The organism is Sediminicola luteus (genome assembly GCF_002514735.1).
In the GTDB taxonomy this organism is placed as follows: domain Bacteria; phylum Bacteroidota; class Bacteroidia; order Flavobacteriales; family Flavobacteriaceae; genus HQA918.
Genome location: NZ_KZ300476.1, coordinates 134,328 through 148,994, shown reverse-complemented (window position 1 = coordinate 148,994; position 14,667 = coordinate 134,328). Strand labels below are relative to the sequence as shown.

12 protein-coding genes are annotated in these 14,667 nt (G+C 45.3%); 5 read left to right on the top strand and 7 right to left on the bottom strand.

The window, feature by feature from the left end:
- Position 1: 1 nt before the first annotated feature.
- Positions 2-1,657, bottom strand: a complete 1,656-nt coding sequence (locus tag B7P33_RS00465; protein WP_097440007.1) for a ribulokinase — start codon at positions 1,655-1,657, stop codon at positions 2-4.
- Positions 1,658-1,821: 164 nt separating this feature from the next.
- Here B7P33_RS00465 and B7P33_RS00460 point away from each other — a divergent pair, with 164 nt between their 5' ends.
- Positions 1,822-3,087: a hypothetical protein gene (locus B7P33_RS00460; protein ID WP_097440006.1), complete on the top strand. Its 1,266-nt coding sequence runs from the start codon at positions 1,822-1,824 to the stop codon at positions 3,085-3,087.
- A gap of 11 nt (positions 3,088-3,098) precedes the next feature.
- On the opposite strand, the gene B7P33_RS00455 is transcribed toward B7P33_RS00460, so the two are convergent.
- Positions 3,099-3,947, bottom strand: a complete 849-nt coding sequence (locus tag B7P33_RS00455; RefSeq protein ID WP_097440005.1) for an AraC family transcriptional regulator — start codon at positions 3,945-3,947, stop codon at positions 3,099-3,101.
- A 316-nt stretch (positions 3,948-4,263) separates the two neighbouring features.
- Between B7P33_RS00455 and B7P33_RS00450 the strand changes: the two genes are divergently transcribed.
- The 4 genes from B7P33_RS00450 to B7P33_RS00435 are packed head-to-tail and all read left to right on the top strand — an operon-like array spanning position 4,264 to position 9,856.
- The gene (locus tag B7P33_RS00450; RefSeq protein ID WP_097440004.1) at positions 4,264-5,169 is read left to right on the top strand and encodes a dihydrodipicolinate synthase family protein; all 906 of its coding nucleotides are present in this window, start codon (positions 4,264-4,266) and stop codon (positions 5,167-5,169) included.
- 8 nt (positions 5,170-5,177) lie between these two features.
- Entirely contained in the window at positions 5,178-6,665 is a 1,488-nt protein-coding gene (locus tag B7P33_RS00445) for a sodium:solute symporter family transporter (RefSeq protein WP_097440003.1), read from the top strand.
- Positions 6,658-8,100, top strand: a complete 1,443-nt coding sequence (locus B7P33_RS00440) for a PHP domain-containing protein (RefSeq protein WP_097440002.1) — start codon at positions 6,658-6,660, stop codon at positions 8,098-8,100. Before B7P33_RS00445 ends, B7P33_RS00440 begins: the two co-directional genes overlap by 8 nt.
- Positions 8,090-9,856: a TIM-barrel domain-containing protein gene (locus B7P33_RS00435; RefSeq protein ID WP_097440730.1), complete on the top strand. Its 1,767-nt coding sequence runs from the start codon at positions 8,090-8,092 to the stop codon at positions 9,854-9,856. Before B7P33_RS00440 ends, B7P33_RS00435 begins: the two co-directional genes overlap by 11 nt.
- A gap of 140 nt (positions 9,857-9,996) precedes the next feature.
- On the opposite strand, the gene argE is transcribed toward B7P33_RS00435, so the two are convergent.
- The 5 genes from argE to B7P33_RS00410 all read right to left on the bottom strand — a co-directional run bounded on the left by argE (position 9,997) and on the right by B7P33_RS00410 (position 14,651).
- Positions 9,997-11,148 carry an acetylornithine deacetylase gene (gene argE / locus B7P33_RS00430; protein WP_097440001.1) on the bottom strand — a complete coding sequence of 384 codons (1,152 nt, stop codon included), beginning with the start codon at positions 11,146-11,148 and terminating at the stop codon, positions 9,997-9,999.
- Between the two features lie 100 nt (positions 11,149-11,248).
- Positions 11,249-12,661 carry a YfcC family protein gene (locus tag B7P33_RS00425; RefSeq protein ID WP_245871576.1) on the bottom strand — a complete coding sequence of 471 codons (1,413 nt, stop codon included), beginning with the start codon at positions 12,659-12,661 and terminating at the stop codon, positions 11,249-11,251.
- Positions 12,662-12,788: 127 nt separating this feature from the next.
- Positions 12,789-13,292, bottom strand: a complete 504-nt coding sequence (locus B7P33_RS00420; RefSeq protein ID WP_097440000.1) for a YciI family protein — start codon at positions 13,290-13,292, stop codon at positions 12,789-12,791.
- Between the two features lie 100 nt (positions 13,293-13,392).
- Entirely contained in the window at positions 13,393-14,121 is a 729-nt protein-coding gene (gene bla, locus B7P33_RS00415) for a subclass B1 metallo-beta-lactamase (protein ID WP_097439999.1), read from the bottom strand.
- Between the two features lie 65 nt (positions 14,122-14,186).
- The gene (locus B7P33_RS00410; RefSeq protein ID WP_097439998.1) at positions 14,187-14,651 is read right to left on the bottom strand and encodes a GNAT family N-acetyltransferase; all 465 of its coding nucleotides are present in this window, start codon (positions 14,649-14,651) and stop codon (positions 14,187-14,189) included.
- Positions 14,652-14,667: the final 16 nt, after the last annotated feature.

The following is a 14,667-nucleotide window of genomic DNA, read 5'->3' as shown; positions in this document are numbered from 1 at the left end:
TTTATGGTTTTTGTTTGGTTTTTGCTTCATTTTTAAATGTCCTCAAAGTCTTCATGATATGGTCTAACTTATCGGGGTCGGTAACACCGCCGAAAACGTCGTGCAATTGGTTGTAAACGGAATACAATTGGTTATATATAATTCGGCTGTCCGATTGGGGTTGGTAAACGATGGGTTCCGCCTCACTAACCGATTTCTGAAGGGCTTCAAATCCGATTTCACCATGCATCCCCACATAGGCGCCTGCCCAGGCGGCACCAAGGGCTACGGTCTCGGCTTCCGTGGAAACCACTAAGGGTTTGCCGATTACATCGGCATAGATTTGCATAAATAGGGGGTTCTTGTGCGTGATACCGCCACAACAAACCACTTCTTCAATAGAAATGCCTTGTATTTCCATAGTGTCTATAATTTTTCGGGCCCCAAAGGCAGAGGCCTCGATCAAGGCGCGATAGATGTCATGGTTTTGGGTACTCAGGTCTTGCCCGACTACCAATCCCGATAGCATGGGGTTGGCCAGTATAGATCGGTTACCATTGTTCCAGTCCAGGGCCATAAGTCCGGTTTCCCCGGGCTTAAGCAAATTGGCCCTTTCGGTGAGTTCGGCATGTGTCCACCTTTTTTCCAAAAGTGTATCTACATACCACGCCAATAGATCGCCTACGGCACTTTGACCGGCTTCGATACCCAAGTGCCCGGGTACGATGGAGTTTTCGGCCACACTGGCCACACCTGTTAGGCCCATGTTTTGATTGTTGCCAAGGGCTAGGTCACAGCTCGATGTCCCCAAGATCTTAACCAAAGTGCCTGGTTTTATCCCAGCACCCAGTCCGCCCGAATGTGCATCTAACATACCCATGGCCACAGGTATACCGGCTGCTAAACCGAGTTTGTCGGCCCATTCGGCACAAAGATTGCCACTGGTTTCCGAAATATCTTGCGTGGTTTTGGGTAAACTGTGTAAAATTTGTGATAAACCCGGGTGCAGCTTATCCAAGAATTCCGCATCCGGGAAACCGCCCCAATGGGTATGATACAAAGCTTTATGCCCAGCGGCACAACTGTTACGCTTTAATTGATCGTGATGCGAGATGCCACAAAGCACAGCGGGAATATAGTCACTGAATTCAATCCAGGTTGCCGCAGCCTCATAAACTTCCGGATCTGTTTGGGCACAATGCAAGATTTTGGCCCAAAACCATTCCGACGAATAGGCACCGCCAACAGTTTTTAAATAATCGGGTCTTGCTTTTCTGCTAAGTTCAGTTATTTGATTCGCGGCCTTGTGTGCCGTATGGTCTTTCCACATCCAGGCGTGGGCATTTAGATTGTTGGCAAAGCGCGCTTGGTTTGCCAAAGGTCGTAGCTCGGCATCAACGGGAATAGGGGTAGAGCCCGTGGCATCGACACCTATACCCACCACATATTTCAGGTCATGCTTTTCGGATAAGGATGTAACGGCCCTTTCCATGGCATGTAGATATTCCATCGGACATTGACGGGCCAATAAGGGCTGGTCAGGGTCTTGGATTACCCCATCTGTTCCCATGTTATATGGGCTACTTGTAGTGCCTAAAATGCTGCCCTCGGTGATATTGTACAATAGGGCCCGAACCGCGGTAGACCCAAAATCGATACCTAAAGAATAGTTGTTCATTTGCAGATGATTTGGTGGTTTTTTACCCTGTTATACAAAGTTAGGCGACCTCTATTTGGTTGAAGGCTAATATCTTTTAGGTATGCCGTAAGATTGTTGAAAAATAGAGTGGTCCCCTTCTGTATTTTTGGAACAAAGGGTAAAAACCAACTAAATTCAAACCAATGGACAAACAACAAAGACTCGGATTTTTAGTAGTGGCTATGGCTTTGGCAACAGCTTGGGCCATACGTGGTCAATTCGGACATGAGCAGGGCGCTACTTGGGCCGGGGCCATCGGTGGTTTGGCTTTGATCTTGGTCTCGGGCAGAAAAGATTGGTGGGCCAAATTGCCCTTGGTCGCTTTGGCGAGTGGTATAGGTTGGGGCGTTGGTGGTATGATCAGTTACGGTCAGGTCGTAGGTTATGGTCGCGCCGATAATTTTCCGAATGCCTTTTATGGTTTGGGTATGCTTTTCGTAATCGGAGGTTTATTCGGATTGATTGGGGGAGGTCTGGTCGGTTTGACCTTGGACGATACGCCAAAGAAAAAAGTGCAATGGGGTAGTCTTACCGCTCAATTGACCGCCGGCGGGGTAATAGCCTATTACTTTTTGGTGGAACAGATCGGGTTTAAGATGACACCTCCACGTTCTGAAGCCTGGGCGGTTTGTTTGGGAATAGGTTTGGCTATGCTTTGGTATATGGCACGTGAGGGCAGGACCAATGCCTTAAGGGTTGCGCTGTTCAGTATGTTCGGGGGTGGCTTTGGGTTTGCTTTTGGGAATTTCTTGCAAACCATGGGGCATACCTATGAGATAGCCTTTAATATGTGGAATGTAATGGAGTATAGTATCGGGTTCTTTGGCGGATTGGGCATGGCTTACGGGGTGTTCAGTTCGGAATGGGAAATCTCGGTGGAGCCACCAATGCGGACACAACATTTGGCCTTGGTCGTGTTGCTGTTATTCATTCCGGCCATAATTTATCGCGAAAGCTTAGCCCCATCAAAGTTTATTAGGGCTTTGGAAGATTTACCCAATGCGGTTGATCTGGCGAGATTTAACGCCCATATATCCCTATTGGTTTTGGTGGTCATGACCGTCTTTTTGATATATCGCCTTTGGAATAAGGCATGGAATTATAAACAAGGCGTATGGTTCCTATTGGTGTACCTTACGGGTTATACGGTAATCAGTTATTTGAAAACCGGGTTATTACAGGGAGAACTGCATCTGAACCACCATTTGTATTTGTTGAACCTGCTCCTGTTGGGCTTCTTGCTCCGTAAGCCTTTGGTGGCCTTTTTTGAAAATAGGGTCAATGTCGTAGAGGTAAAAAAGTTTTGGGCTATCGGATTGGGTATATTGGTTGTTTTGGCCTTATTGTGTGTGCTGTCCATCAACCTTCACGAGTCATTACCTGGGGCCCACGATAGGTTTCCTATGTAGGGTCGTGTTAACTATCGGAAACTCTTACGGTATTCCGAAGGGGTCTTTCCCATACTTTTCTTAAAGTAATGGTTAAAGTTGGCCAAATTGTTATAGCCGCATTCAAAACAGATTTGGGTAATCTGTTTGTCGGTTTCGGCCAATAATTTGGCTGCGATACCTACGCGTACACTCTTAACGTACTCCATAAAGGTAACTTTGGTCTTCTTTTTAAAGAACCTGCAGAACGAGCTTGGCGCCATATTGATTACCGAGGCGGCTTCCTCCAGCTTGATGCCTTCCTGTATATTCTGGAAAACATATTCGTATACCTTATTGATCTTTTCCAGATTCTTTGAAAAGTTTTGGGTTTGGTCCATAGGGTTAGAGAGCTGTTCTCTTTCTTCGGTATTCATAAGTATGTTGAAGATTTTCAACAACTCTATATAATACTCCAGTCCGTGCAGGGTGGTAGTCTTTTCAAGAATAGAACGGATACGGCTATCGTCTTCTACCTTAAAACGTAATCCCCGGTTGGCCGCTTTAAGTAACTCCACAACACCTTCGAGTTCGGGCAGTTTAAAAAACTCCGCATTGGTTATTTCTTCTGAAAAATGGGTGACTATACAATAGGGTATGGTGTTTTTCTCCGTGTCCAATACTTCCCAGCAATGGGGTAGGTTAGGCCCCATGAGAACCAAGTCGCCTTTTTCAAAGCCGGAAATATTGTCCCCAACGATCCTTCTCCCGGTTCCCGAACCGATATAATTCAGTTCAAAATTCTTGTGGCTATGTATTTTTTCGTTTGATTCTAATGGTAATTTTCGCGAAATAAACGAGTGTTTGTTGGGAACGAAGATTTTTTCAAAAACGAATTCCATTTGGTTTGGTGGTTTTGGCTATTATTCGGTTTGGTACATCTCAAAAACACTTCCAGATTAGAGGGGGTAGGCTATCATTTTAGCAATACATAGAAAATAACCCCACTTCGTAAGTATTTTGACATGATTTGCCTAAAATACGGATAATTAAATAATTCGAAGTCAATATTTGATGTAATAATAACAATATTACAGTGGCAATCTGGGCGAAATAGGGCTTCTTTTGTATAGAGCGGCATCCTTTAGTTAACCAGCCCGAATTCCGTGGGTTAAAGAGGTCGCATCAGTTCAACCAACATTAAACTAAACCAAACTAATGGAATTACCTGTACAAGGCATTATTCCGCCCATGATCACCCCGTTGTTACCCGACGGTAAACTCGATGTTCAAGGGCTGTCCAATCTAATAGAACACATGATAACGGGGGGTGTCCATGGCATATTTGCCTTGGGTACCAATGGCGAGGGCCCCAGTTTAAGTTATGGGCTACGAAAAGAGCTTATACAAGAATCGGCCCGTATTATCGCTAAGCGGGTACCCCTTTTGGTGGGCATAACCGATACCTCTGAAAAAGGGTGTTTGGAAATCGCCCATGCCGCAGCCCAAAGTGGTGCCGATGCCTTGGTGTTGGCCCCTCCGTATTATATGCCTATTTCCCAAGCCGAAATGGTTGGGTATTTAGAGCGTTTGGTGCCCAAACTGCCCTTGCCCTATCTTATTTACAATATGCCCAGTTGTACCAAATTACACCTCGATTTGGCCACGGTTAAAAAAGCACAAGAGCTGGGGGCTATTGGCATTAAAGATAGTTCCGGCGATATGGGGTATTTATACAATTTGATCGACACCTTTAAAAATGAGCCCGATTTTGCGATAATTACGGGAACAGAATTGTTTTTGGGTGAGACCATACATAATGGTGGGCATGGTGCCGTGGCCGGTGGTGCGAATTTCTTTCCGAAACTGTATGTGGCTTTGTACGATGCGGCCCGGGCGAATGATAACGAAAAGATAAGCTTGCTGCGTGAAAAAGTGCTTGAAGTGTACCATACCATATATAATATTGGAGAGAATAGCTCCCGATTTACGGTGGGTACCAAATGTGTGCTTTCCATTTTAGGGATTTGCGACGATACCATGGCCTCCCCTTTAAAGGCATTTAACGGTACCGATAAAAAGAAAATGGAAAGCTATGTAGCCTTATTTAACGAATACCATTAAATTACAACATGGATTATCAATTGGGAACCCTCGATATCTCCATAATCGTGCTTTACGCATTGGTTTTGGTAGCTATGGGGGTCTACTTTTTTAAGCGGAGTAGTTCTTCGGAACATTTTATGGTGGCCGGTAGGGGAGTGCCTTCTTGGGCGGCTGGTTTGGCGGTAATGAGTACCTATACTTCCAGTATCTCGTACATAGCGGTACCGGGTAAGGCCTTTGATGGCAATTGGCATCCCTTGATTTTTGCCTTGACCGCGATTCCGGTTACCTGGTTCGTGGCCCAATATGTAATACCACACTATCGGAAACATAAGATTATATCGGTCTATAATTATTTGGAACAAAAAGTTGGGGCTTGGGGGCGCAATTATGCGGCCTTTTCCTTTCTCTTGTTCATGATAGGCCGTGTGGCGGTAATACTGTACTTGTCCTCTTTATTACTTACTTCATTTATTCAGGTCGATATTGAAACCGTTATCCTGATCATTGGGGTAGTAACCATTATCTACACCTTAATGGGGGGAATGGAAGCGGTAATCTGGACCGATGTGATGCAATCCATCATTATGGTTGGGGGTATCATTTTTGTGGGTTATTTGTTAACATCAGAAGTATTCGCCCAACCCGATTATTTGATACAACGGGCCTTTGATGAAAACAAGTTCAGTTTGGGTGAATCCGACTTTTCATTTAGCTCCCGCACCATTTGGGTGATGATTATCTATGGGATAACGGAAAACATCCGGAATTTGATTGCCGATCAGAACTATACCCAAAAATATAGCTCGGTAGCTACTACAAAGGAAGCCAAGAAATCGGTTTGGTTCGCCATGTTACTGTATTTACCCTTAACCGCTATCTTTTTATATATAGGCACGGCACTGTTCGCTTACTATGGGGGCGATGTACATAGCTTGCCCGATGCCGTTACCAAAGGGGACCAGGTGTTTCCGCACTTTATCGCCCAAGAATTACCAGTGGGAATCAAAGGCTTGATCATTGCGGCTATTATGGCGGCTTCTATGAGTACGGTAGATTCGGCCTTGAATAGCTCGGCTACTGTTTTGTTCATCGATTTTTATAAGAAATACATAAAACCGGATGCTACCGAAAAACGCAGTCTAGGTTTTTTACGTGGGGCTACGGTTATTTGGGGCGTTTTCGGCATCTTTTTCGCCTTATTGATGATCAATGCCAAAAGTGCCTTGGATGTCTGGTGGCAAATTTCCGGTATTTTCGGTGGCGGAATCCTCGGTCTGTTCTTACTGGCCCTTAGTGGGGTTAAGTTGAAGAAGTGGCAAGGCATAACCGCAGTAGGTTTTAGTATACTGCTTATTGTTTGGGGGACTTTCCTTCGGGACCTCGGGGCGCCCTACGAATGGCTTTCTTGCCAATTAGACCCTATAATCGTTGGGGCCGTAGGTACGGCAGGTTTATTGGTAATGGCGGGGATTTTTGTGTTGTTGGGTAAATCGAGCCCAAAAGATGATTAAGGCCTTTATACGAAAACCGATAGTTTGGCTGGGTTTGGGAATAGGTTTCATTGCCTTTTTCCTGCCATTTCAAGTCCATATTTGGGATGTACTCCATAAAACGGCCCCGGCTGAGTATTCAGTTAAGATCGAAACCGTCCGAATGGTATTCGAGCCTTTTATCGGCCTAATCTTGTTCTTGGATCGCTCCTTGTATTTTTTGGAGGAATCGGTGTATTATCCCATCTGGATTTTGGGTATCTATGTTTTGGTGAAAACCCTTCGTTTTGGTATGCTTACCAAGGAAGGTCGTAAAGGGTATATCGGTCGGGTTTTGGCCCGTATCCCGGCCCTAATGGGTATTTGCTTTGCGGTGTTCGTGGCGGTTTTGTTCATTCTATGGCCCAATAACACCATTGTGAATAACAGTGGCCAAGAGGTTTTGGTGACCACCCACTGCCATACCGATTTTAGTCATGATGGTTTGATCGATCAGCAGGGCATGTGGCAATGGCATAAACGCAACGGATTCGATGCCTTTTTTATTACCGATCATAAAAACCATCAGGAAAGTTTGGCTTTTGCAGAAGCACAACGCCAAGGTGGGTTTCCCATGGTGCCATTGGTGTTCGTAGGCCAGGAGTTTTCGGGCACGAACCATATGAGCTTGTTAGGCCTGAACGGTAGTTTTTCAACGAAGGGGTTTACCGATCAACAAGCCATCGATTCTACGCATGCCCATGGTGGAGTAGTGCTCATGAACCATTGGTTCGATGGGAAAGGAAATAGTAAAGAAAGCTACTTGGCCCTAGGTGCAGACGGATTTGAACTCGAAAACACGGCAGAAGACCTGTTCTACGACCCTGCTATCCATAACGATATACGAAGTTTTTGCGAAGCCCATGGTCTGGCTATGGTGGGCGGGGCTGACTTCCATGGCTACGGTAGGGCATGCTCCTTATGGAATGCTTTTAAAATTCCTGAATGGGACAAGCTGAATCCCAAGGAAAAGGAAAAGTCGGTACTCGATATTATACGTAGCGCAGATACCACCCGTTTACGTATTTTGAAATATATAGACCGACCCTATTACCCAAATCAAAATCTGTTCTGGTCACCTTGGCATACGCTGTTCAATTATTTCAGGACGTTGAATACGTGGCAAATCCTGTCGTGGTGGGGTTGGCTTTTTATGGGCTTTACGCTACGCAAACGCTTTGTCAAGACCCAGCATAGCAAAACACTTTTTCCTTTAGTGACCTTGTTGAGTGCCGGGTTTATGTTGGCTTTGGGATTGTTGTACGGAAGTCGTGCTACCGGAATACCAGGCTATAGCAAGGTGTATACCGAGTACAGCGGCATTTTGTTAGCGGTAGGCGGGTTTTTGTTCGGGTATGGCCTTGCCTTGTTGTATTTGGGGTATTGGCGGCCTAAAAAGAAAAAACATGCGCCCTAAGTTTCGCAGCATAATCAAGTGGGGTTTTGGGGTGTTGCTGGTTTTGGCCCTGCTTTCCTATGTATTGTTTTTTTATCCGTTTTTGGGGATACCGTTTAATGGACAGCGTCAGGGCAATCCGCCATTGACCCCGGCTTGGGCCTTGGAATGTTGGCTTTGGGAAGACGATGTGAATACGGCGGAATATGTAGATGAATTACTGGCCGGGTATGCCGAACACGATATTCCGGTACGCACCATAATAATCGATAGTCCGTGGTCTTTACGTTATAACGATTTTGAAGTAGATACCTTGCGTTATCCCGAGTCCGAAAAATGGTTCGGCCGTCTGCAGAACGACGGTTATCGAGTGGTACTTTGGTTGACCTCCATGGTCAATGAAAGCAGTAAGGACACCCATATTACCAATTCAAAAATTTGGTTCGATTCCATTGCGGAAAAAGGTTATGTGATTGGGGGATCCAAGCCGAACAAATGGTGGAAAGGAAAAGGTGGTTTTTTAGATTATACCCATCCTGAAGCGCGCCAATGGTGGCATGCGAAACAACAACCCCTTCTGGATTGGGGGATAGATGGTTGGAAACTGGACGGTGCGGCAACCTTGTTCTGGACCGAGCTAGGTCCATTACCCTTGTTTTATAAAAAAAGCCATCAAGGTATTATCAGTACCCGTAAGTATATGAATCTGTATTACCGAAAGGAATACGAAAACGGGTTGAAGTCTAGTCCCGATTTTGTGACTTTGAGCCGATCTATGGATAGGGGCTACCATCCCGAAGGCTTTGCACCTATAGATGCCTCTCCGGTAAACTGGGTGGGCGACCAAGAACACCAATGGAAGGGAAGTGGGGAAGGAGATGCTAAGGATAAGGCATTGGATGGGGTACAAGGCTTTGAAGCGGCCATTAAAAGTATATTACGAAGTGCCAAGAAAGGCTATAGTGTCATCGGATCCGATGTGGCCGGATTTTCCGGGGGTACCATTCCGCCACGTCTCTATATGCGTTGGGCCCAGTTCTCTGCCTTTTGTGGGTTGTTTATGAATGGCGGCCATGGAGAACGCAGGCTGTGGAAGCGATCGCAGGAAGAATTGAAGGTAATCCGGAAATTCTCTTGGTTACATACCGAATTGGTCCCCTATATGTACCATTATGTACATACGGCCCATACCGGGGGAAGGCGCTTACAGACCCCTTTGGAGAATGGGGATTATCACTATATGTTCGGGGAAGATTTTTTGGTGGCCCCTATTTATGTCGATGATACCTTTAGGGAGGTGAGCCTTCCTGAGGGGCAATGGCGATACCTCTTTGACGATGCGGCGCTCTTGGGCGGCAATCAAAATATAAAGAAGGATTATCCCATGGATGAATTTCCGGTCTATGTTCGTGAAGGGGCGATCATACCCATGAATGTCTCCCGCGATTATACGGGGTTTGGGGATAAGGCGTCCGAGGGTTTCCGTACGTATTTGATGTATCCGAAAGCTGGCACGCATCGCTTTACCGATTATAAAGAGCATGGCGGTTCTACCGAAATATCGTATCGTCTAGACAACGATGAATTGGAAGTGCATATGCAGGGGGGCATTTCGCCCCATATTTTAAGGTGGCATTCGGCCAAACCGCCAAAAAACATCCGTATGAACGGTCAATTTTTGGACGTTTCGGAATGGGAGTATTTATCGGAAGCCCAAAAAGTAGTCGTCAAAACCTGCGGGCAACACCAAGCCTTACGTTATTTGATCCAATATTGATTTATGTCGGTTGTTTCCGATGTGATACATTTGAGTAATACCATGGCAATTTGCCACTATTTGCTAGAAATAGCCAAGGTCGATGCTCAAGCTAGCTTTCTAGTATGGTTGTCCCGTATTCGGATGCCTTACAACTTGATTTAACTCGAAAGGGCTACCAGCTTTTGCAACATTTCCACGCCTTTTTGCAATTCGTCTTTGGCGATGAATTCGTTGGCCCTATGGGCTTGGGCAATGGAACCTGGACCACAGATAACACTTTGGAAACCGGCTTCTGCAAATTGTCCGGCTTCGGCTGCATAGGCTACTGTTCCCACATCTTGTCGGCACGAAATGCTTTTGATCAGCGCTACCACTTCGGCATCGTTGGTGGTGTCTAATGGCGGTACGGGTGGGTGGTCTTCTTCAATTCGGATACGTGAACCGGCAAATGTTTTTTGTAAACGTGCTTCCTCAATTTTACAATGTGCTTCGAACTCTGCTATCAAGTCCGCCAATTTATCTTGTGGAATGGTTCTAATATCCACAAAGAAATGGGCCTTATCGGCAATTACATTGGGCGCTACACCCCCTTGAACCATACCAATATGGAACGAGGTATGGGGCGGGTGGAACCTTTCATCTAAATGACCGGCCTCTACCAATCGGTTCATACGGTCTTCGAGCCATAAAATGAGTCGGGCCGCTTCGTGAACCGCACTGACTTCTTGTCGAATACGGCTACTATGCCCGGCAGAGCCTTCAACGGTAACCTTCATAATATAAATGCCTTTTTGGCCCACAATGGGTTGCATCAACGAAGGTTCGCCAATTAGGGCGTACTTGGGTTTTTCGGTATAAAAGGTGTTGATATGTTCGGCCAGTTCAGGGGCGGCCAAACAACCGATTTCCTCATCATAAGAAAAGGCAAAGTAAATAGGCTTGGTTAACGTAGCTTTCACCATTTCGGGTAATACGGCCAAACAACAGGCCAAAAAGCCTTTCATATCACAAGAACCGCGACCGTAGAGTTTGCCGTCGCCTTTATCGGTCAAAACAAAGGGGTCGGTATGCCAGTCTTGGCCTTCCACCGGAACCACATCCATATGGCCCGAAAGAATGCTTCCACCGTCTACGGCCGGACCAATACGACAATGTAATGAGGCCTTGCTGCCCTCTTGGTTCGGTACCAAAGTGGTGGTAATCCCATAGCCTTCAATATAACTTTGGATCCATTCCAAAATGGCCAAATTCGATTGCCCGCCCAAAACCGGGAAGGAAACTAATTTTTTAAGTATGTCTTCTACGTGCATGTTGTTTTGTATTCTTATGGGAACTTTGAAGGTTCTGCTTTCCTACTTGTCTATCCTCTATTTTCTATGTTCTATATTCTATACGCTATTTAAAACGCTTTCAACTGTAATTTATACTAACCGCAATGATCAAAGCCACAGTGGCTAAGGCGAACAGCATAAGTGTAAGCGGAAAAATAAACCGGAACCAACGGTCGAGGGGCACGCGGCACATGCTGAGCATGGCTATAAGTCCGCCCAAAGTAGGATTTAATAAATTACTAAGGCCATCGCCGATTTGAAAGGCCAAAATGGTGGTTTGCCTACTAATGCCCAACACATCGCCCATGGGAATCATTACCGGAAGGGTGGCCAAGGCCTGCCCACTACCCGAAGGGATAAAAAAATTGATGATGCCCTGGGCCACGGCCATACCCACTACCGAGGCATGCAGGGGCAAGTCTTGCAACAACTCCGATAAAGTATAGGAGATCGTATCGCTAATATTGCCCATACCCAATAACACCTTTATCGAAGTGGCGTAGCCAACCATAAAGGCACCCGGAGCCGCTAGGGCCACGCCTGCCAATATGGTTTTGCTAAAATCGGTGGCGTTCATTTGACTTACCAGACCCACGGCCAAAGTAATCATTAGAAACACGGCCGATAGTTCGTTGATATACCATTTGTAGTTGAACACCCCATAGATAATAACCAGTAAACCGATTAAGAAAATGGAGACCACGGTAATACTTTTGGCATCCATCCGATATTGGTCTAGGGGTTTGGAAAGTGATATCCCATCAATATTCAGTCCTTTACCCAAACTCTTTTCGGGGTTTTTGGTAATACGTTTAAAATAGCGCACATTGTACCAAGCCATAACAGAGAGTCCGGCCATGCAAAGTAAGGTTCTAAGAATAGCCCCGGAAAACATGGGTAATTCGGCAATTTTATGACCTGTACCCACGGTGTAAGCGTTAATTGGCGATAGGCCAAAGCCGACGGTCATGGCCCCCACCGATATTCCGGCCGCCAAGATTAGGTCGCCCCCTAAGGCCAGACTTAAAACGGCCGCCACCGGCACCAAGGCGATATTGTTCTCGTAACCTACGGCTACACCAAGCAGACCATAGGTAAAGGTGACCAAAACAATAATCAAGTATTTTTTTTCAACCCCTAATTTGTTCACTAACGAACCAACCGCATTTTCAACGGCATGGGTCTTTTCCATGACACTGAACATAATGCCCCCAGCGATCACGATAAAGATAATCTCTACGGCCTCTTTAAACCCTAAGGGAATGGCCCGGAACATATCTAAAAAACCAACAGGGGTATTGGCTATGGTTTGGTAAGAACCCGGAACCACCCTGCTTTTACCAGCTACCATGATGCGTTCATAGGTGCCTGCCGGAAAAATATAAGTAAAAAGGGTAACCAAAAGGATAATACCGAACAACATGGCCACCGAATGGGGTAATCGTAGGTACCAAGGGGTGTTGTTCGTTTTGGGGGACATGGGTTTTTCCATAGGCCGGTTTTGTATAACGGCCGATAATGTACGTAATTTTAAGGGTTCAAAAGCGTAAAGGGCTGCCTTTTCACGATGATTGAAAAAGTGTACATGAATTAAGTGCTTTACTTAGAGAATGTTAGTCCTATTCACTGGCCACGTCCTTTTTTTCCAAAGTGCCATGGATTTCATTGACTTCCATTAAAGCGGCACTACCGTACCATTCTTTAAGCTCTAAGGTTAAACTGCCGGCTTTTATGGCAGGATCACTATTGGCAAGGGCTTCGGCAGTGGCTAGGTCAGGAACATTGAAAATATAGAGTCCCAACAAATTTTCTTCCCCGAAAAAGGGTCCGGCCAAGACCAATTTTCCTTCGGCCGCCAAGCGATTGATGTTTTTTAAATGTGCCCGTTGTAACTCCGCTTTTGTAATGGAATCCTGATCACGATTAGGACCCTTTTTCAAAAAGGCGAAAATGTATTTTTTCATTCCGTACTCATCGGCACCAAAGGCTTTGGCTTTTTCGGCATTATAGGCTGATTTGTCAACTATTGGTGTAGGGGCAGGAACCTCTTTTGGTGTTGGGGCTTCTTTTTGTTTACAGGAAAAGGCAATTATAAGAACAAGGAAAATGGAAAACTTTTTCATGACATGGACATGGTTACTAATTTCCAAGTTACAAAAAATCAATTAGGGTAATCTGAAAACAATGGATTCATATAATCTGATACTAACAATACCACTGCATTTAATTCTTAAATAACTGGATGGTAAAGTCCAAAAGTTCTACCCCTCCAGATTTGCCATGTCCCGGAACGACCACTTCAATATCGGGATAGGCCTGTTTTACCAATGTAAGGGTCTTAGGCCATTGTTCAGTATCGGCATCGCCCAAATAGCCTTTGCCCGCTCCAAGGGATTTTACCGGACATCCACCGAACAACACCTTTTCAGAAGGAAGATATGAGCAGATATTGTCCCTGGAATGTGCTGCCCCAAAAAATCGGTTACGAACTTCTTTGTTGCCCACTTTAAGGGTCAGGTTTTCATCAAAGCCATGCTGGGGTACCGGCTTCCCTTTATCTTTTGCCAATACCAAGGTTTCGTTCAGGGCATAGGAGGGAATTCCTTTTTCATGAAATACGGTAAGACCCGCGGTGCAGTCTTCATGATAATGGTTGGCCACTACGCCAATGACCTTAGCCCTTATTTGCTGCTCAATAGTACGGAGCAACATTTGGGTGGCCTCGGTAGATGTGGGACTATCTAAAACCAAAGCTTGGCCTCCATCAACGTAAATGAGGCCGTTACAAACCACTTTACCATAACTATCGGTAGGTAAATAACTGATATGAACATAGGTGTTAGCAGTTAGTTGACGTATTCGAAGTGTATCTGAATCTAGAATTGGTGCCGTATCCTGTCCAAGAATAGTTAATGGAAAAATAATGGCGCTGAGTAAGCTGTAAAAACGCATAAACTTTATGGTGGATCGAATGAAAAGAAACCAAATCCTACTTTATTCCAACAAATTTAAAAGGTTTATGGCTGGTAATTGAATAAGACCACCTTTTCCCCTTTACCCCCTGTAGCCTGGTAAAAGTCGAGGGCATGTTGGTCTTCTTCATGGGCACCAACGAAAATGACCTGTACATTATGGGCCTTGCCGTATTCGGTCAAAGCCTCTACCAGCTGTTTTCCTAATCCCTTGCGATGAAAGTCAGGATGTACGGCGATGTCATAAACAAAAATTTCAGAGGCTTCTTGATCGTATTTTTGAAGCTCATAGGCCGTAATGCCCCCAACGACTTTTTGATGGTCAAAGGCACAAAAGGCCAAAAAATGCGGGTTGGCCAATAATTTTTGATGATATGTTTTAGAAGGAAGGGCATTCGGATTCTCTTCGAAGACCATTCGGAAAAGCCCGATAAGCTGTCTTAGGGATTCGACATCGTTTTCATTTAATCTTCTTAAGTAAACAGCTTCTTCCATGCTATAGTTCTCCATTCTTGTTGGTTTGGGT